General features: G+C 58.2%; 16 protein-coding genes and 1 other annotated feature. Of the genes, 2 read left to right on the top strand and 14 right to left on the bottom strand.

The window, feature by feature from the left end; translation table 11 throughout:
* Positions 1 to 3: 3 nt before the first annotated feature.
* The 5 genes from ABLX76_RS09385 to ABLX76_RS09365 all read right to left on the bottom strand — a co-directional run bounded on the left by ABLX76_RS09385 (position 4) and on the right by ABLX76_RS09365 (position 4,242).
* Entirely contained in the window at positions 4 to 504 is a 501-nt protein-coding gene (locus tag ABLX76_RS09385; RefSeq protein ID WP_023291445.1) for a hypothetical protein, read from the bottom strand.
* On the bottom strand, positions 501 to 863 hold the full coding sequence (locus tag ABLX76_RS09380) for a DUF202 domain-containing protein (protein ID WP_348874448.1): 363 nt from the start codon (positions 861 to 863) through the stop codon (positions 501 to 503). The genes ABLX76_RS09385 and ABLX76_RS09380 overlap by 4 nt, the downstream gene beginning before the upstream one ends.
* The gene (locus ABLX76_RS09375; protein ID WP_004202264.1) at positions 853 to 1,200 is read right to left on the bottom strand and encodes a DUF202 domain-containing protein; all 348 of its coding nucleotides are present in this window, start codon (positions 1,198 to 1,200) and stop codon (positions 853 to 855) included. Before ABLX76_RS09375 ends, ABLX76_RS09380 begins: the two co-directional genes overlap by 11 nt.
* Before the next feature lie 100 nt (positions 1,201 to 1,300).
* Complete coding sequence (locus ABLX76_RS09370) at positions 1,301 to 2,623, bottom strand: 6-phospho-alpha-glucosidase (RefSeq protein WP_017899668.1); 1,323 nt, start codon at positions 2,621 to 2,623, stop codon at positions 1,301 to 1,303.
* The gene (locus tag ABLX76_RS09365) at positions 2,620 to 4,242 is read right to left on the bottom strand and encodes an alpha-glucoside-specific PTS transporter subunit IIBC (protein ID WP_348874447.1); all 1,623 of its coding nucleotides are present in this window, start codon (positions 4,240 to 4,242) and stop codon (positions 2,620 to 2,622) included. The genes ABLX76_RS09370 and ABLX76_RS09365 overlap by 4 nt, the downstream gene beginning before the upstream one ends.
* A 298-nt stretch (positions 4,243 to 4,540) precedes the next feature.
* On the opposite strand from ABLX76_RS09365, the gene ABLX76_RS09360 reads away from it, so the two are divergent.
* Positions 4,541 to 5,287, top strand: a complete 747-nt coding sequence (locus tag ABLX76_RS09360) for a GntR family transcriptional regulator (protein WP_086075997.1) — start codon at positions 4,541 to 4,543, stop codon at positions 5,285 to 5,287.
* Here the strand turns inward: ABLX76_RS09360 and ABLX76_RS09355 are convergent.
* The 3 genes from ABLX76_RS09355 to ibpA form a co-directional block, all read right to left on the bottom strand.
* The gene (locus ABLX76_RS09355) at positions 5,255 to 6,916 is read right to left on the bottom strand and encodes a putative transporter (protein WP_032454425.1); all 1,662 of its coding nucleotides are present in this window, start codon (positions 6,914 to 6,916) and stop codon (positions 5,255 to 5,257) included. The genes ABLX76_RS09360 and ABLX76_RS09355 overlap by 33 nt on opposite strands.
* A 145-nt stretch (positions 6,917 to 7,061) precedes the next feature.
* A complete protein-coding gene (gene ibpB, locus ABLX76_RS09350) occupies positions 7,062 to 7,490 on the bottom strand; it encodes a small heat shock chaperone IbpB (protein WP_023291450.1) in 429 nt (142 codons plus the stop codon).
* Positions 7,491 to 7,606: 116 nt separating this feature from the next.
* On the bottom strand, positions 7,607 to 8,020 hold the full coding sequence (gene ibpA, locus ABLX76_RS09345; protein WP_004151523.1) for a small heat shock chaperone IbpA: 414 nt from the start codon (positions 8,018 to 8,020) through the stop codon (positions 7,607 to 7,609).
* Positions 8,014 to 8,089 (bottom strand) — a sequence feature (ROSE (Repression Of Heat Shock gene Expression) occurs in the 5'-region of heat shock genes and acts as an RNA thermometer to modulate expression.). It overlaps the preceding gene by 7 nt.
* A gap of 245 nt (positions 8,090 to 8,334) precedes the next feature.
* Here ibpA and ABLX76_RS09340 point away from each other — a divergent pair.
* Positions 8,335 to 8,667 carry a YceK/YidQ family lipoprotein gene (locus tag ABLX76_RS09340; RefSeq protein ID WP_023291451.1) on the top strand — a complete coding sequence of 111 codons (333 nt, stop codon included), beginning with the start codon at positions 8,335 to 8,337 and terminating at the stop codon, positions 8,665 to 8,667.
* A gap of 1 nt (position 8,668) precedes the next feature.
* On the opposite strand, the gene ABLX76_RS09335 is transcribed toward ABLX76_RS09340, so the two are convergent.
* The 6 genes from ABLX76_RS09335 to recF all read right to left on the bottom strand — a co-directional run bounded on the left by ABLX76_RS09335 (position 8,669) and on the right by recF (position 16,871).
* On the bottom strand, positions 8,669 to 9,895 hold the full coding sequence (locus ABLX76_RS09335; RefSeq protein WP_289552551.1) for a DUF3748 domain-containing protein: 1,227 nt from the start codon (positions 9,893 to 9,895) through the stop codon (positions 8,669 to 8,671).
* 77 nt (positions 9,896 to 9,972) lie between these two features.
* A complete protein-coding gene (locus ABLX76_RS09330) occupies positions 9,973 to 11,088 on the bottom strand; it encodes a BamA/TamA family outer membrane protein (protein ID WP_165476275.1) in 1,116 nt (371 codons plus the stop codon).
* 20 nt (positions 11,089 to 11,108) lie between these two features.
* Complete coding sequence (locus tag ABLX76_RS09325; protein WP_023291454.1) at positions 11,109 to 12,191, bottom strand: hypothetical protein; 1,083 nt, start codon at positions 12,189 to 12,191, stop codon at positions 11,109 to 11,111.
* Between the two features lie 150 nt (positions 12,192 to 12,341).
* Positions 12,342 to 13,154, bottom strand: coding sequence for a sugar-phosphatase (yidA, locus tag ABLX76_RS09320; RefSeq protein ID WP_023291455.1), 813 nt, complete (start codon positions 13,152 to 13,154; stop codon positions 12,342 to 12,344).
* A gap of 200 nt (positions 13,155 to 13,354) precedes the next feature.
* On the bottom strand, positions 13,355 to 15,769 hold the full coding sequence (gene gyrB, locus ABLX76_RS09315) for a DNA topoisomerase (ATP-hydrolyzing) subunit B (RefSeq protein WP_004202281.1): 2,415 nt from the start codon (positions 15,767 to 15,769) through the stop codon (positions 13,355 to 13,357).
* Positions 15,770 to 15,797: 28 nt separating this feature from the next.
* Entirely contained in the window at positions 15,798 to 16,871 is a 1,074-nt protein-coding gene (gene recF, locus ABLX76_RS09310) for a DNA replication/repair protein RecF (protein ID WP_032454434.1), read from the bottom strand.
* Positions 16,872 to 16,913 lie beyond the last annotated feature (42 nt).

Here is a 16,913-nt window from a genome sequence, read left to right as displayed (position 1 = left end):
TCTTCAGCGCAGCAGCGGCATCAACGCCTCTGGCGGCCGCTGCTGTCGGCGCAGGTCCCGCATCACTCGCATATAGGGCCCGCTGAGATCGTAGAACTGCCGATAACCCGCGCACAGCGGGTCTTCCTGTTCGCCGCAGCGGCACAGGCGTAGCCACGGACAGCCGTAGCAGGCGCTGTTGGCCGCCGGCGCGCCCGCCTGCGTTATCAACTCGCCGCACCAGGCGCTCAGCGTCTCGCTAAACAGCAAAATATTGATACGGCCAATATCTTCCCGCACCCAGCGGTGAAAGACCGCGCAGAGAAACTCTCCCCACAGCGCGGCGTCGCCAGCCGCCAGCTGCGGAATAAAATGGATAGCCGTAAGCCCCTGTTGACGCAGCTGCGCATAGAACGCCTGCGGCTGGCGGCAATGCTCCGCCTCGACCACTACCGCCTGAAAGGGAGTGTCATGTTGCTGGCCGGGGGCATGAGTGAGAGGCAAATTCGCCGGACATCCTGTCATGACATATCCCTAATGAATGAAACGATCTGTTGAAGGTGAGTAACAGCAAACAGGAATGCCAGAGAAAGTACTGCGAGTGCGATCAAAAATTTGTCACGAACCGCCCGCGGCTTTAAAAAATCGCTGTCGTCGACGTCCATCAGATGACGACGGCGGGTATAGCCCCAAAGGATCCCCGCCACTATCGCCAGCACGCCGATCGACAGCCAGAACGGCAGTCCGGCGCGGTGCCAGCTGTGCTTAATCGCCAGCGCCATCAGCGCGCCATAGCCCAGCAGGGTGCGAAACCAGGCCAGGGAGGTGCGCTCTGGCTGTAGCCCCGGGTCGCTTTCCCGCCGCGCCCGGCGTTTATCCGCCATACAGCACCAGCAACATCACCGCGACCACCACCGCCAGCAGCAGGATGCTAATCACCAGCAGCGTCCGGGTATAGGGGAGATCCTGCTTCAGGCGCATCGCCTTCTCGTTGTTCAGCCAGCGCAGATAGCCATAGATGGCCATGCCGCCGGCAAACAGGCATAGCAGCAGGGCGAGAATTTCACGGATCAGCGGCGTGGCAAAGTCTGGCGCCAGCTGGTCAAGACCGACGCCAGCGGCAAGAAAACCGAGCGCCGTGCGGATCCACGCCAGAAAGGTGCGTTCGTTAGCCAGCGAAAAGCGGTAATCAGGCGCTTCGCCGAGGCGGGAGATTTTCATGACGGTTCCTTGTTCATCGCGCAGCAGGCTTCAGCATAGCGTAAATCAGGAACCGGGGAGAAGCATCGGCGCCCCGCAGGGCGCCGGTCAACGGCGGGGATTAATGCAGCTCCGGCCAGTAATCCTTATTGGCGGCAATCAGGTCGTCGAGGATCGCTTTCGCCACCGAGGCGCTCGGCACGGTTTTCGACAGGGTAATCGCCTGCCACAGCTTGTGGTAAGAGCGTTGTTCCCAGGCATCGACCACCAGTTTTTCCACCGCCACCTGCTGGCTCATCATCCCTTTCTGGAAGTGCGGGATGTCGCCGACCGTCAGCGGCTCCGGCCCGTTGTGGCCCACCAGGCAAGGAATTTCCACCATCGCGTCGGCGTCAAAGTTATGGATCGCGCCATTGTTCGGCACAATCAGCAGCATCCTTTCCTGCGTGTTAAAGGCGATGGCCGTCGCCAGATCGACGATATACGACGCGTGCTCGTCAATCTCCAGATCGCCTGCGGAGGATTTCCCGGCGGCAATAATCGCCCGGCAGGCGCTGAAGACGTTTTTCTCACGATGATCCATCACCTCATTGGCGCGGGTGCGTTCCGGGTTGGAGTGGGCCACCACGTAGTCCGGGAACAGGTAATATTTCAGGTAGGTATTCGGCATGGTCTGCGGATCCAGCGCCTGCACATCTTTCGCTTTGGCAAAGGTGTCGTTCCAGCTTGCCTCGGTGTGCGGGTCGTTAGATGGCGGCACATAGCCGTATTTCGCCACATATTCGCGCAGTTTTGGCATCAAATCGTTGCCGTCGAGATCCTCAATCGAAGTCCACCAGCCGAAGTGGTTGAGGCCGTAGTAGCGCACGCGCATCTGTTTACGGTCTTTGAGGCCGACAATCTGCGCCATCCGCCCTTCAATGCCGATCGGCATATCGCAGATGTTGAGGATTTTGGCGTTCGGCCGCAGACGACGGGTGGCTTCCGCCACAATCGCCGCCGGGTTGGAGTAGTTAAGCATCCAGGCGTTCGGCGAATATTTTTCCATATAATCCACCAGCTCCAGCACGCCGCCGATAGAGCGCATACCGTAGGCGATCCCGCCCGGTCCGCAGGTCTCCTGGCCCAGCACGCCGTGGCGCAGCGGGATTTTCTCATCCTGTTCACGCATCGGATATTTCCCGACGCGGATATGCGCCATGACGAAATCAACATCGGTAAATGCCGCCTGCGGATCGGTGGTATAGCTGAATTCAATCTCCGGCGCCTGCTCTTTGAGGATAACTTTGCACGCCTCGGCGATGGTCTCCTGCCGCGCCCCGTCGTTGTCGTAAAATTTCAGCGACCGCAGCGGAAAACGATCCTGGTTTGCCAGCAGCATCAGGACAATGCCCGGGGTGAAGGTGCTGCCGCCGCCTGCGATAACAACTGAGAATTTTTTCATGATACTGCCTCCGTCATGGTGGTATGTTCGGTCGAAAGAGAATCTTTCATCAGGTTTTCCAGCTGGTCGCGCACCTGGGGAACGTGCAGGCCGACGATGACCTGAATCCCGTTGCCGCGGCGAACTACCCCGTGGGCGCCCAGCGCTTTAAAGACGTCGTCACTTTGCGTTTTCGCCATATCGACCAGCGCGATGCGCAGTCGGGTGGCGCAGTTATTGATACTTTCAATGTTGCTGGCGCCGCCGAGGGCCTGCATGAAGCCAGCGGCCTGGCCCAGCCGGGTCTCTGGCGCGGCTGCCGCCGTGGTTTTACCGCGCGACGCCTGATAATCAGCCTTGCTGTAGAGCTTGATTTCGCTCTCTTCCCGGCCCGGCGTCTTCAGGTTCAGACGCAGGATCAGGGTGCGGAAGACCACGAAGTAGAGGGCGGTGAAACAGAGACCAATACCTATCTGAATGAACATCATCGAGGCGTGGTGATGGAACATCGGGATCCAGTTTTGCGGCAAGAACTGGTCGAGCAGGCCGCCACCGAAATTGCCCACCACCCCGCAGATGTACATCACCGTCGCCATGGACGCCGCCAGCACCGCGTGGACGGCGAACAGCAGCGGCGAGATGAACAGGAAGGTGAACTCCAGCGGCTCGGTGATCCCGACCAGCATCGCGGTCAACGTGGCGGGGATCAGCAGGCCGGCGACCTTGACGCGATTTTCCGGCGCGGCGGTGAAGTAAAGCGCCAGCGCAATGCCCACCGAACCAAACACTTTCGAGTTACCGTGCAGGGCAAAGCCGCCCTCCGGGAACAGCGTCTTCAGCGGTTCCGTACTCTGGCTGAACGCCTGCAGATGCTCTGCCCAGTAGACCTGCAGTCCGCCCTCCACTACCGCCGGGCCAAAGATGAACGGGCCATAGACGAAGTGATGCAGACCGGTGGGGATCAGAATGCGCTCAAGGAAGATGTAGACCCACACCCCGAGCGCGCCGGCAGAGCGCAGGAAGGCCTGTAGCGATTCAATACCCAGCTGGACTTTTGGCCAGCCGAGCAGCGTCAGCCAGGCGCAGGGGATCATCGCGAGGAAGGCGACAATGACCACAAACGATGAGCCCTGGAAGATGCCGAGGAATACCGGCAGGGGTTTATCGAAATAGCGATTATGCAGGGCCGTCACCAGGCCGGAGATGACGATCGCCCCGATAATGCTGGTGTCGAGGGTTTTAATCCCGGCAATCATCGTCAGGCCGCTGCCGGCCGTGGGTTCAACGGAAAAGTCGACGCCGAAGAAGTGGCCCCAGGTCATCCCCATGGCGTTAATAAAGTAGTTCCAGGTGAGAAAGCTCACCAGTACCGCCAGACAGGCCCGGCCCTGGGCCTGCTTCGCCAGGCCAATCGGCAAGCCGACGGCGAAAATCAGCGGCATATTACGAAAGACGGTCCAGCCGCCCTCTTCGATGATGTGAACGATCTGTGCAAACAGGCTGTCGGGTGCGGTCAGCGCTTCGCCGACGAACATCGGGTTGCGCAACATAATGGCGATACCGACCACGATCCCGGCGAAAGGAAACAATAAAACCGGGGTAAACATGGCGCCGCCAAAGCGTTGTATTTGACTGAGCATTGGGAAATCCTCATGTAACAACTCGTAGGGTGAATGGCCTTCTTTTTCTTGATTACCGGCCTCACTCGAGAATAGGAATTTGCCCGTCCAACAACATGCCGCGCCGTTGCGATTCGTGATCGCTTTCATGGTTTTAATTTGGCCAAAGTTGTCTACTTCGTTAACAAAAGTTAGACATCAATAAGTCAAAGGATGAAATCGATCTAATGAATGGATAATAACCTGCTGTCTTAAAACTTATTTTTTAATAACAGGTGAAGAAAATAACCTCGCTCTTTCCTGTACAAGAGGACTATTAGTGATCTACAAATCCATTGCTGACCGCCTGCGGCTGCGGCTGAATTCTGCCGACTTCTCTCCCGGCAGCCCGCTGCCGGGAGAGAAAAAACTGGCAGAGGAGTTCGGGGTAGCGCGCATGACCATCCGCAAAGCCATCGACCTGCTGGTGGACTGGGGGTTGGTGGTCCGTCGCCACGGCTCGGGGACCTACGTGGCGCGTAAAGACGTCCATCATGAAACCAGCAATCTCACCGGCCTGGCGGAAGTGCTGCGCAAGCAGGGTAAAGAGGTGGTAAGCCAGGTGCTGGCCTTCGAAGTGATGCCTGCTCCGCCGGCCATCGCCAGCCTGCTGCGAATTAAAATTGATGAACGGATCTACTTCTCGCGGCGGGTGCGCTTCGTCGACGGCAAGCCGCTGATGCTGGAGGATAGCTATATGCCGGTGAAGCTGTTCCGTAACCTGTCGCTGAGCCATCTGGAGGGATCGAAATTTGATTATATTGAGAAGGAGTGCGGGATCATCATCAGCGGGAACTATGAGACCCTGACGCCGGTGCTGGCGGACAGGCAGCTGGCGCGCTCAATGAACGTTCCGGAGCAGACGCCGCTGCTGCGGATTACCTCCCTTTCCTACAGCGACAGCGGCGAGTTTCTTAACTATTCGGTTATGTTCCGCAACGCCAGCGAGTATCAGGTGGACTACCATCTGCGTCGCGTCCAGGCGCACAGCCCGCTAGCTCAGCCCCCAGAACAGCACGGCGAGTAGCTGCGGGGTGATAATCCGCAGGAACATCACCAGCGGATAGACGGTAGCGTAAGAGAGCGCCGCCGCGCCGCTGGTGGCGTGCAGATTGTTGGCGAAGGCCAGCGCCGGCGGGTCGGTCATCGAGCCGGCCAGCATGCCGCACAGCGTCAGATAGTTCATTTTCGCCAGCATGCGCGCGAGAATGCCTACCGTCAGCAGCGGGATGGCGGTGATGAAAATGCCGTAAGCGATCCAGCTCAGGCCATCGCCCTGGGTAAGGGTCGCCACAAAGTCGCCCCCCGATTTCAGCCCGACCACCGCCAGAAACAGCACGATCCCCAGCTCGCGCAGCGCCAGGTTGGCGCTCGGCGGCATAAACCAGTACAGCTTGCCGATGCTCCCGATGCGCCCGAGAATCAGCGCCATAATCAGCGGCCCCCCGGCCAGCCCGAGCTTCAGGGCGGCGGGGAAGCCGGGAATAAACAACGGGATAGATCCCAGCAGTACCCCGAGACCGATGCCGATAAATACCGGCAGCATCTGAACCTGCTGCAGCTTCTGCTGGGCGTTACCTAGCTCGGCGGCCACGGCGTCAATCGCCTCCGGACGGCCGACCAGGTTGAGAATATCGCCAAACTGCAGGCTGGCGCTGCTGCTGGCCACCAGCTCGACGCCAGCGCGATTAAGCCGGGAGATCACGACGTCATAGCGCTGTTTGACGTGCAGATCGCGTATTTTCTTCCCCAGCACTTTCTCGTTAGTCACCACCACCCGCTCAACCTTCAGGTCGGTGCCGCGCGTCGACAGCGAGGTGGCCACCTCCTGGCCGATAACCAGTTGCGCATTGTGCAGATCCTCCGGCCGCCCCACCAGGTGCAGCAGATCGCCGGCCTGGATAAGGGTGCCCGGCGCAGGCACCATTAGCAGCTCACCGCGCTTCAGTCGCGAACAGACGATATTGTCGCTGTTGAGCATCGGCACATCCTGAATCGCCATCTGGTTGAGGTTGGGGTTCTCCACCCGCACATTGATGGTGTGCAAATGGGCATGGCCGTTGCCGCTGCTCTCCTCAAATTGCTGAGCCTCTTTCTCAACATTGATGCGAAAGAACAGGCGCACCAGCCACATGGTCAGCAGAATGCCGCAGATGCCGAACGGATACGCCATCGCATAGCTCATCCCCATCTGATCGACCACCTCGAACGGCACCCCGAGATCGCGCAGGATTTGCTGCCCGGCCCCCAGCGCCGGCGTGTTGGTCACCGCGCCGGAGAAGATGCCAAGCACCACCGGGAGAGGAATATTGAACAGTTTATGCAGCACCGCCGTGACCAGGCCGCCAAGAATCACGATCAGGATAGCGAAAAGATTGAGCCGCAGGCCTGAGACCCGCAGCGAGGCGAAAAAGCCCGGCCCCACCTGGATACCGATGGTGTAGACAAACAGGATCAAGCCGAATTCCTGAATAAAATGCAGCATCGGGCTGCTGAGGGCGACTCCCGCCTGATCGACAAAGTGGCCGACGATAATGCCGCCAAACAACACGCCGCCAATACCAAAGCCGACGCCGCGGATTTTGACATTGCCGATCCACAGCCCAATCACCGCCACCAGCGCCAGTACGCTGACCGTCAATGCTATCTCACTCATGGTATCGTCCCTGTGAATAACATTATTATTAACAGGGATTATGACCGCTGCCAGACGGGTTGTATGCAGCCTGGCGCACAATACCAGCAAACAGACCGGCACAAAAAAGCCCCGAAAATCGGGGCTTTATCAATAGGTTGCTTTATTAGCTATTTAACGCCGGTCGTTCGCTGATGGCGATGCGCTGCGGGGCGATCTGCTCAGGCTCATGGCGGGTCAGATCGATATGCAGCAGACCGTTGGTGAAGGTCGCGCCAGAGACCTCCATGTTGTCGGCGAGGGTGAAGCTCAGGCTGAAGGCCTGGCTCACCAGCCCCTGGTGCAGCCAGGTGGTCTCTTTTTCCGGCTGCTGCGGCGTGCCTTTTACCACCAGGCGGGTGCCTTCCAGCTGAATATCCAGATCTTCCTGACGGAAACCGGCCAGCGCAAGGGTGATGCGGTAGTGGTTATCGTCGCTTTTTTCGATGTTATAGGGCGGGAAGCTCTGGCTTTCACCGGCGGTTTGCAGGGCGCTGGCCAGTTTGTCAAAACCGATCCATTGACGCAGCAGGGGGGATAAATCGTAGTTACGCATACTGTTTTCTCCTTCTGTGAAGCGAGTGAATGTCTGCGAATTGCGCGAATTCGCATATGCTCCCTGACGGCGAGCAGGTTGTTACATCAGGCCGCCACGCGGCCTGAGAGGGACAATTAGTTGATTTCGATACGGCGCGGCTTGTTCGCTTCCGGGATCACCCGTTCCAGATCGATATACAGCAGACCGTTTACCAGGTTGGCGCCGCGGACATGAATGTTTTCCGCCAGCTGGAATTTGCGCTCGAAGTTACGCTCGGCGATCCCCTGATACAGGTAGGTACGCTCTTTCTGCTCGGCAGCGTGGGCGCCTTTGACGATCAGCAGATTGTCCTGGGCGGTGATCTCCAGCTCGCTTTCAGCAAAGCCAGCCACCGCGATAGCGATGCGATAGTGGTTTTCGTCTACCAGCTCGACGTTATACGGAGGGTAGCCGCCATTGCTCTGGCTTTGATTGTTTTCCAGCAGGTTAAACAGGCGGTCGAAACCAATGGCTGAACGATAAAGCGGGGAGAGATCGAAGTTACGCATAATAAATAGCTCCTGAAAATCAGCGAGAATCAAATGACCTTCCATCGTGGACAGGCCGCGGTAATCCGGAATACCCCTCAGGCGTATTCTCAGTGGGTTACACCTATAAAATGGGTTTCTCCCCGTGCTTTTCAAGGGATTGAGGGCGTTTTTTTTTGCAGTTTGCCGATGATTGCTTAGACTGGGGGGAGGAGCACAAAAAGCAAAGTGCGATGCCCGCCACAGTGCGGCGCAATAACGCTATGCATTCACGGGATGGCCCGATATAACCGCTAAAAGGTTATCTCAACGCCCGAAACGACGATGGAAGAACAATGAAAAGCAGACGACTGTTAAAGCTGGTCCTGTTCAGCGGGATAATAAGCCTGAGCGGTTGCTCCAGCGTAATGTCACATACCGGTGGCAAAGAGGGAACCTATCCGGGCACGCGATCCAGTGCGCAAACGCTGGGGGACAACAATACCAACTGGGGTGTGAAATCGCTGGTGGCGCTGGACATGCCGTTCACCGCCGTCATGGATACCCTGCTGCTGCCGTGGGATATGTTCCGCACCGACAGCTCAATCAAATCTCGGGTCGAAAAGAGCGAGAAGGCCACGCTGGCGACCAACTCGGTGATCCCGCCAGCGCCGATGCCTGCCCAGTAAGTTATCGCCCGGTCTGCGTGACCCACAGCTGGCGATAACCGTCCACCTCCTCCATCCAGGCAATCTGTTTACCGTCTGGCGAAAAGACGATCGCGTCCGCCGAGGGCGCATGAGCATGCGCCTCGGTTAAAAAGGTGATATCGCCTGTGCCGGCATGACAGCAGGCAATCCGCCCCTCCAGTACAAAGCCCAGCCACTCTCCCGACGGGTGCCAGTTAAACGCTGACTGGATACCCGACGTGTGATGCGTCAACTGCCGCGGCTCGCCCCCCTGTGGGGAAATCAGCCACAGCTGCACCACACCGGCGTCGTCGCGCATCAGGAAGGCGATGCTCGTAGCCTGTGGATTGGCGCGCACCCAGTGACGTGGAATATTCACCAGCCCCGGATAACGGTGATGGTGGGTGAAGGTCAAACGACGCTGACTGACGCCCGCCGGCGGCGCGGGCATCGTGGTTGCGGTACCGGCCAGCGGCTCCCCGCCGGGCTGCTTCCAGCTGGCTTCATCCTGCGGCAGCTCGACAATAAACAGCTCCGGGACTTTGTCGCCGTTTTCCGCCAGCGTATCGCCAATAAACGCCAGCGCATGGTTCCCGACCCAGCCCTCTTCATAGGCGCGATTAATCTCATCGCTGCCCGGCGCGGGAGTCGGCGTCGTGCGGCTCACCAGCACGCACCAGTGGCTGCCGCCATATTCGCGCGGATGGTGGCCCGGCGGCGTCACGGGTCCATACGGCGCGGCCACGCCGACGTTGCGCAGATCCAGCGCCGGGTCGCGCTCGTGCAGCACATGATCGTTGTAGGTAAAACTGACCAGCTGGCCGTTGGGGCTATAGACATGGACGTGGCTGCCGCCGCGCAGCGCCCCGGGGGTGTAAGGGGCAGTAATGTCCATGGCGTCCAGATTCTCGACGGTATCCTGAAAGGCCACCACCCCGCGGCGGTGATGAAAGTCATACTGCCATTGCGCATCCGGCCGCTCGGGGCCGTGAATGAACACGTAGCGCTCCTGGGTTGGATGCACGGTCACCACGCCCACGTGCGCGCCTTGCGTGGCACGATAAATGGTCTCCACCGCGCCGCTGGTTACGTTCACTCGCTCAATGGTCTCGCCGGTGAACGACGCACCGGACGGGCGGACGTCGAACACCAGCCACTGACTGTCGGGGGTCCAGGTACGGGTATTGGTGAGCTGGTGGTTACGAGGGGCAAAGGTAACTTGTTTCATGGTGTGCTGACCGGGCCGATATTAGAGTGGCCTTAGCATACCGCAATCCGCAGCGGGTTTAATGCCCGGCGACAAGCTTAAAACGCTTCGCCGACCTGGAAGTAAAAGCCGCTGCTGCCTTTGCCGATACCGTAGTCGAGGCGAACGTTAACGCGAGGTTTGAATTCAAAGCGGTAGCCGACGCCCGCCGAAGGCAGCCAGCGTCCGTCATTCAGGGAATCCATGGATGGCCCCATGGTTCCCGCCCCGGCCCAGGCCACAATCCCGTGTCGCCAGGTGAGCTGCCGGCGGTATTCCAGTTGGCTGCTAACGACGTTTTTGTCGCGATAACGCCCCTGATAGTAGCCGCGCATCCGCTCATCGCTGCCCAGCAGGGGCATCATGCTCCACGGCACATCGCCCTGGGTGAAAGCGCCATCGGCCTCCCAGGCGAGGACGCTCTTCTCGCTGAGGGCATGATAATGGCTATAGTGCAGCTGAAATTCGTCAAAGCGGGTATCGCTGCCTAAGCCGGGCGCATAGTGGGTGTAACGGAAGTTGGCATACTGACCCCGGCGCGGATTGGGGACGAAGTCGCGATCGTCCCAGTTGAGCGCGACGCTGGCGCCCGAGCTGAATACCGACGGCCCCTGCGGGGTATTTTCAATTTTCGGCAGATCGTTATGGTCCATCTCATCGGCATTCTGCGCCGCCAGCGACCATCCGGCGCCGAGATAAACATTGTCGATAAGCTGCCGGTAGACCGTCGGGCGCAGGGTCAGCACCTGGGCGGTATATTTCTCTTTTTCGTTGTCTTTATCGCCGGCATGAAAGCCTTGTCCCCAGAAATACGTCGGGGTGTTGGCCATCGATCCATCAACAAAAATTCTCCATCGGTCGTGGTCAAAAAAAGCGTAGTTTTTCACGCTAAGGCCGAAGGCGCCGGTGGAGCTGGCGTAGCCGCTGAGCGTCAGCGTGGAATTCTGGCTGGTGGTATCCTGCGGATCGGGACGGTAGAGACCGACGACGGCAGTGCCGATGCCCAGCCCCAGCTCCGGCGTATAGAACGGACCGGGCATCACGCCCCAGTCAATGCCTTTGCTGGCGTCGAATCTATCGCTGGCGCCGAGATGCTGCAGCCAGCCGTCGATTTGCTCGCGGCTGATGGCCTGCGCCTGGACCGGCGCGCATAGCGCCCATGTCAGAAGCAACAGAGCAGGGTTAAGCGGTCGGCTCAAAAGCGATACTCGCCGGAGATAAAGAAGCTGTTACGCTCGGCAAAACCAAACTCCGTGGTGATATTAAAATTCTGCGTCAGCTCATACTGCGCTCCCACCAGCACGTTCCACGGCGACTGCAGATGCTGTTTCACATCAAAGCGGCCATGATTGTCCTGGTTGGCCAGGTTGACCATGTTTTGCAGCATCGGCGACGGCATCGAGAGATCGTTAAGGCTACCCTTAAACTCTTGCTGCACGTCCTGATACATGCTGCCGACCCATAGATTCAGCTTTCCGGCCGGGAGATGTAGCGCATCGACCGATGGCGTATTGAAACGATAGCCTACGCGAGGCGAAAAGGTAAACGCATCGATGCTGCCGTCGAGGATATCAAAGCGCGTCTGGGTGTAGTTAGCGTCCAGTACGGTAAACCAGTTGCCGATGCCGCCCACCAGCGTGGTGCCCATCCCATAGGTGGTGCCTTTAAAATCGAGGCGAAAGTCGAGGTCCTGCATCCCCGGCATCGGCACCACTTTGCCGTTCGGCCCCTTCAGCCCGACGGCAATCTGCGAAATGGAGTGCCCCTCGGTGTGTCCGACGAGACCATAAACATTCATAAACGGCAGCAGCCAGGCATCCAGCTTGAGCGTCTCGGTTTTGCTGCTTTCCCGCGTATTACCGACGCCAATCTGGAAGGCGTTGTCCAGCGAGACCGGCCCATTTCCGAAAATGTGCTTCACGGCGCGTTTACAAACAGGATCCTTACCGCAATCGATATTGCGGCCGTCCAGCGACAGGCCGGTGAAGCTAATGCTGTCGACATTAATATTCTGCCGCATATCCATATAGTTAATGCTGACGCCAAACGGCAGCGGCAGGACGTAGCCACGCTTTCTGGCCTCGTCGCCTAGCAAAGGGAGTAGCGAGGACGATGCTGTCGCCGCAGGCTGGCGACTTTCTGGCGCCGGCAGATCCGCGGGCTCGGCGCCGTGATAGGCGTACGCCGGCTCAAGCGGCGTCGTTGGTTCCGCGGCCGCGCAAATCTGAACAGAGGCGAATGGCAGCGTAACCAACATCAAATAATGGCGTTTATTCATGAAAAATCTGATGTTAGTTCTGAATTGCAAAAAAAGAGGGCGGGTAGCTTATAGAATCCCCTGTGCGGAATAAGGGATTTAAATGCGGATTAACATCTGTTCATGAAAAAAGAGAAGACAGGCCCGACGAACGCCGGACCTGAAGGAAGCTTACGCTAAAACGTATTTTTCAATAGCGAAGGCGACGCCATCATCGAGGTTCGATTTGGTAATGAAGTTCGCCGCTTCTTTGACCGCCGGAATGGCGTTATCCATCGCCACGCCGACGCCGGCAAATTCAATCATCGCGATATCATTTTCCTGATCGCCTATCGCCATAATCTCTTCCGGTTTGATACCCAGCGCATCGGCCAGCGACTTCACGCCGGTGCCTTTATTGACGCGTTTATCCAGTATTTCGAGGAAGTAAGGCGCGCTTTTCAGCACGGTGTACTTTTCTTTCACTTCCGCCGGGATACGGGCGATGGCCTTGTCGAGGATCGCCGGCTCATCGATCATCATTACCTTCAGCAGCTGGATCTCAGGGTCCATCTTTTCCGCTTCGCAGAACACCAGCGGGATGGTCGCCACATAGGATTCATGCACGGTGTAGTAGCTGATATCGCGATTCGCGGTATACAGCGTATTGCGATCGAGCGCGTGGAAGTGGGAGCCGACTTCGCGGGAGAGCTGTTCGAGGAAGCGATAGTCGTCATAGCTCAGCGCGGTTTGTGCGACGGTGCTGCCGTCCCCGGCTTTCTGCACCAGCGCGCCATTGTAGGTGATGCAGTAATCACCCGGCTGCTCCATATGCAGCTCTTTCAGATAGCTGTGGACACCCGCGTAAGGGCGGCCGGTGGTCAGCACCACGTTCACCCCTTTTTCACGGGCGGCGGCAATGGCGTTTTTAACGGCGGGAGAGATAGTGTGATCGGGCAGCAGCAGCGTGCCGTCCATATCAATTGCAATCAGTTTAATAGCCATAGGATCCCCGGGTAAGATGAGTCTTCCCTCATGCTAACGCGATTCCGCTCAAAAAACAGTAAAAGTGTCGGCCAGAAAGGGGGATGGAACCGCAGCAGAGGATTCCCCTTTTACTGGCAAAGAAAAGCCCGGTCGCGCTATGCGACCGGGCTCAGGCATTCCGTTACCCCGGTCAAACTCGCGCCGGGGGAACACACGGCTTAGATATCGATATTAGCCGCTTTCAGGGCGTTCTCTTCGATAAAGGCGCGACGCGGTTCAACGGCATCGCCCATCAGGGTAGTGAACAGCTGGTCGGCGGCAATCGCGTCCTTGACGGTCACGCGCAGCATACGGCGGCTGTCCGGATCCATGGTGGTTTCCCACAGCTGATCCGGGTTCATCTCGCCCAGACCTTTATAGCGCTGGATAGAGAGGCCGCGACGGGACTCTTTAACCAGCCAGTCCAGAGCCTGCTCAAAGCTGGCTACCGGCTGACGGCGTTCGCCGCGCTCGATGTAAGCATCTTCTTCCATCAGGCCGCGCAGTTTCTCGCCCAGGGTACAGATACGGCGATATTCCGGCCCCATAATGAACTCATTATCCAGCGGATAGTCGGTATCCACGCCGTGGGTACGAACGCGAATAACCGGTTCAAAATGCTGCAGCTCTTTGTTCTCATGGAGATCAAATTTCCACTGGCTGCCGTGCTGCTCTTTCTCATTCAGCTCGGAGACCAGAGTGTTCACCCAGCGGGTCACCTTCTGTTCGTCCGCCAGATCGGCCTCGGTCAGGGTCGGCTGATAGATAAGCTCTTTCAGCAGCGCTTTCGGGAAGCGGCGCTCCATGCGGCCAATCATTTTCTGGGTGGCGTTAAACTCAGCAACCAGTTTTTCCAGCGGTTCGCCCGCCAGCGCTGGCGCATTGGCGTTGGTATGCAGGGTGGCGCCGTCGAGGGCGATGGCAATCTGATACTGATCCATCGCTTCGTCGTCTTTAATATACTGTTCCTGCTTGCCTTTCTTCACTTTGTACAGCGGCGGCTGAGCAATATAGACATGGCCGCGCTCGACGATCTCCGGCATCTGACGATAGAAGAAGGTCAACAGCAGGGTACGAATGTGCGAGCCGTCGACGTCCGCATCGGTCATGATGATGATGCTGTGATAGCGCAGTTTGTCCGGGTTGTACTCATCGCGGCCGATGCCGCAGCCCAGAGCGGTGATCAGCGTGGCCACTTCCTGGGAAGAGAGCATCTTGTCGAAGCGGGCTTTCTCAACGTTGAGGATTTTGCCCTTCAGCGGCAGGATCGCCTGATTCTTGCGGTTACGCCCCTGCTTCGCAGAGCCGCCCGCGGAGTCCCCTTCCACCAGGTACAGTTCGGAGAGCGCCGGGTCGCGTTCCTGGCAGTCCGCCAGTTTGCCCGGTAGGCCAGCCAGATCCAGCGCGCCTTTACGGCGGGTCATCTCACGGGCACGACGCGCGGCTTCGCGCGCGCGCGCGGCGTCAATAATTTTGCCGACCACGATTTTCGCATCGGACGGATTTTCCAGCAGGTATTCGCTCAGCAGTTCGTTCATCTGCTGCTCAACCGCCGATTTCACCTCGGAGGAGACCAGCTTGTCTTTGGTCTGCGAGGAGAATTTTGGATCCGGCACTTTCACCGATACCACGGCAATCAGGCCTTCACGGGCGTCGTCGCCGGTGGCGCTGACTTTCGCTTTTTTGCTGTAGCCCTCTTTGTCCATGTAGGCGTTGAGGGTACGGGTCATCGCCGCGCGGAAGCCGGCAAGGTGAGTCCCCCCGTCACGCTGCGGAATGTTGTTGGTAAAGCAGTAAATATTTTCCTGGAAGCCGTCGTTCCACTGCAGGGCCACTTCCACGCCGATACCGTCTTTTTCAGTAGAGAAATAGAAGATATTCGGGTGGATCGGCGTTTTGTTCTTGTTGAGATACTCAACGAACGCCTTGATGCCGCCTTCGTAGTGGAAATGATCTTCTTTGCCGTCGCGCTTATCGCGCAGGCGGATAGAGACTCCGGAGTTCAGGAACGACAGTTCGCGCAGGCGTTTCGCCAGGATATCGTATTCAAACTCGGTGACGTTGGTGAAGGTTTCCAGACTCGGCCAGAAACGCACCATGGTGCCGGTTTTGTCGGTCTCGCCGGTCACGGCCAGCGGCGCCTGCGGCACACCGTGCTCATACATCTGCTTGTGCACTTTGTTATCGCGCTGGATAACCAGCTCCAGCTTCTGCGACAAGGCGTTAACCACCGAGACGCCTACGCCGTGCAGACCGCCGGAGACTTTATAGGAGTTATCATCGAATTTACCGCCAGCGTGCAGGACGGTCATGATAACTTCCGCTGCGGAGACGCCCTCTTCCGGGTGAATGCCGGTCGGGATGCCGCGGCCGTCATCCTGGACGGAGACGGAGTTATCGCTGTGGATGGTCACCACGATATCTTTGCAGTAACCCGCGAGCGCTTCGTCGATAGCGTTATCCACAACCTCGAATACCATGTGGTGCAGACCGGTGCCGTCATCCGTGTCGCCGATATACATACCCGGGCGCTTACGCACCGCATCCAGCCCTTTCAGGACTTTGATACTGGAGGAGTCATAAGAATTCGACATCAACGTTTCTCGCTCATTTAATCTTGGGTTAATCCGTTATTTTACCTTTTTCCACGCGGAACATCTTCGAATTTTTGTCCGACATGTCCATAACGTGCTCAGCGCTGATGGCGCTGACGAAAACCTGCGACTGCGTCGCTTTCAGGCGACTGGATAACAGACCGCGGCGGGCATCATCGAGTTCCGAGGCAAAATCATCTATCAGGTACAGGCAGCGCCGCCCGCTGACGCGGGTGAGGAACTCGCCCTGCGCCAGACGCAGGGCGCACATCAGCAGCTTAAGCTGCCCGCGCGACAAGGTATCTTCCACCGGCGCCCCGTCGGCGCGAATACGGAAATCCGCTTTATGCGGGCCGTGGGCGGTATAGGTTAACATTCTGTCACGCTCGAAATTCCGCTCCAGCACTTCAGCGTAGTCGGTCTCTTTTTCCCAGCCGCGCTGGAAGGAGAAAGAGAGCGAGAATTCCGGTAAAAATTGCTGACAGGTATCCGCCATGTCTTCGACGATAGCGGCGCTGTATTCGGCACGCCAGCGGCTGATCTGCTCCGCCAGCGGGATTAATTCCAGATCCCATGGCCGCAGCTGGGCATAACGGCTGACCTGACGCAGCGCGGCGTTGCGCTGCTTGACCAGGCGCTTCAGGTTGCTCCAGGCGGTGAAGAATCCGGCTTCGTTATGAAAGCATCCCCAGTCAAGGAATGCTCTTCTGTATTTGGGGCCGCCGTTGAGTAAAGTAAACCCCTCCGGCGTAATCAGCTGCATCGGCATCAGGTGCGCCAGCTCCGCCACTTTGTGGCCGTCGGTGCCGTCGATACGCACCTTGCTGTCGCCCTGTTTGTCTTTGGTCAGGCCGATGGCGGTTTCCCGCTCTTCGCCCTGCAGACGGCCATGCAGAACAAAGGCCTCCTGCTCGTGGCGGATCACCCGGCCAATTTGCAAACTGCGAAACGCCCGGCCATGGCCGAGCGTGTAGATGGCTTCCAGCACGCTGGTTTTGCCGCTGCCGTTCGCGCCAACCAGGAAGTTAAAGCCGGGAGATAAAGCGAGATCCGCATGTTCAATATTGCGGAAGTCTTTGATTAGCAGTCGGGATAGCGACATATCAGCTCATCATCATTCAAGGGGCGTGGGTGTCGCAGCCAG

Source organism: Klebsiella sp. JB_Kp004 (assembly GCF_040065795.1).
Classification (GTDB): domain Bacteria; phylum Pseudomonadota; class Gammaproteobacteria; order Enterobacterales; family Enterobacteriaceae; genus Klebsiella; species Klebsiella quasipneumoniae.
The sequence above is the reverse complement of the archived record's forward strand: the minus strand, read 5'-3'. Positions and strand labels throughout refer to the sequence as shown.

Bases quoted from the DNA above. Each gene is read 5' to 3' on its own strand.
- ABLX76_RS09385 (WP_023291445.1), bottom strand. From the start codon at position 504: ATGACAGGATGTCCGGCGAATTTGCCTCTCACTCATGCCCCCGGCCAG.
- ABLX76_RS09380 (WP_348874448.1), bottom strand. From the start codon at position 863: ATGGCGGATAAACGCCGGGCGCGGCGGGAAAGCGACCCGGGGCTACAG.
- ABLX76_RS09375 (WP_004202264.1), bottom strand. From the start codon at position 1,200: ATGAAAATCTCCCGCCTCGGCGAAGCGCCTGATTACCGCTTTTCGCTG.
- ABLX76_RS09370 (WP_017899668.1), bottom strand. From the start codon at position 2,623: ATGAAAAAATTCTCAGTTGTTATCGCAGGCGGCGGCAGCACCTTCACC.
- ABLX76_RS09365 (WP_348874447.1), bottom strand. From the start codon at position 4,242: ATGCTCAGTCAAATACAACGCTTTGGCGGCGCCATGTTTACCCCGGTT.
- ABLX76_RS09355 (WP_032454425.1), bottom strand. From the start codon at position 6,916: ATGAGTGAGATAGCATTGACGGTCAGCGTACTGGCGCTGGTGGCGGTG.
- ibpB (WP_023291450.1), bottom strand. From the start codon at position 7,490: ATGCGTAACTACGATTTATCCCCCCTGCTGCGTCAATGGATCGGTTTT.
- ibpA (WP_004151523.1), bottom strand. From the start codon at position 8,020: ATGCGTAACTTCGATCTCTCCCCGCTTTATCGTTCAGCCATTGGTTTC.
- ABLX76_RS09340 (WP_023291451.1), top strand. From the start codon at position 8,335: ATGAAAAGCAGACGACTGTTAAAGCTGGTCCTGTTCAGCGGGATAATA.
- ABLX76_RS09335 (WP_289552551.1), bottom strand. From the start codon at position 9,895: ATGAAACAAGTTACCTTTGCCCCTCGTAACCACCAGCTCACCAATACC.
- ABLX76_RS09325 (WP_023291454.1), bottom strand. From the start codon at position 12,191: ATGAATAAACGCCATTATTTGATGTTGGTTACGCTGCCATTCGCCTCT.
- yidA (WP_023291455.1), bottom strand. From the start codon at position 13,154: ATGGCTATTAAACTGATTGCAATTGATATGGACGGCACGCTGCTGCTG.
- gyrB (WP_004202281.1), bottom strand. From the start codon at position 15,769: ATGTCGAATTCTTATGACTCCTCCAGTATCAAAGTCCTGAAAGGGCTG.
- recF (WP_032454434.1), bottom strand. From the start codon at position 16,871: ATGTCGCTATCCCGACTGCTAATCAAAGACTTCCGCAATATTGAACAT.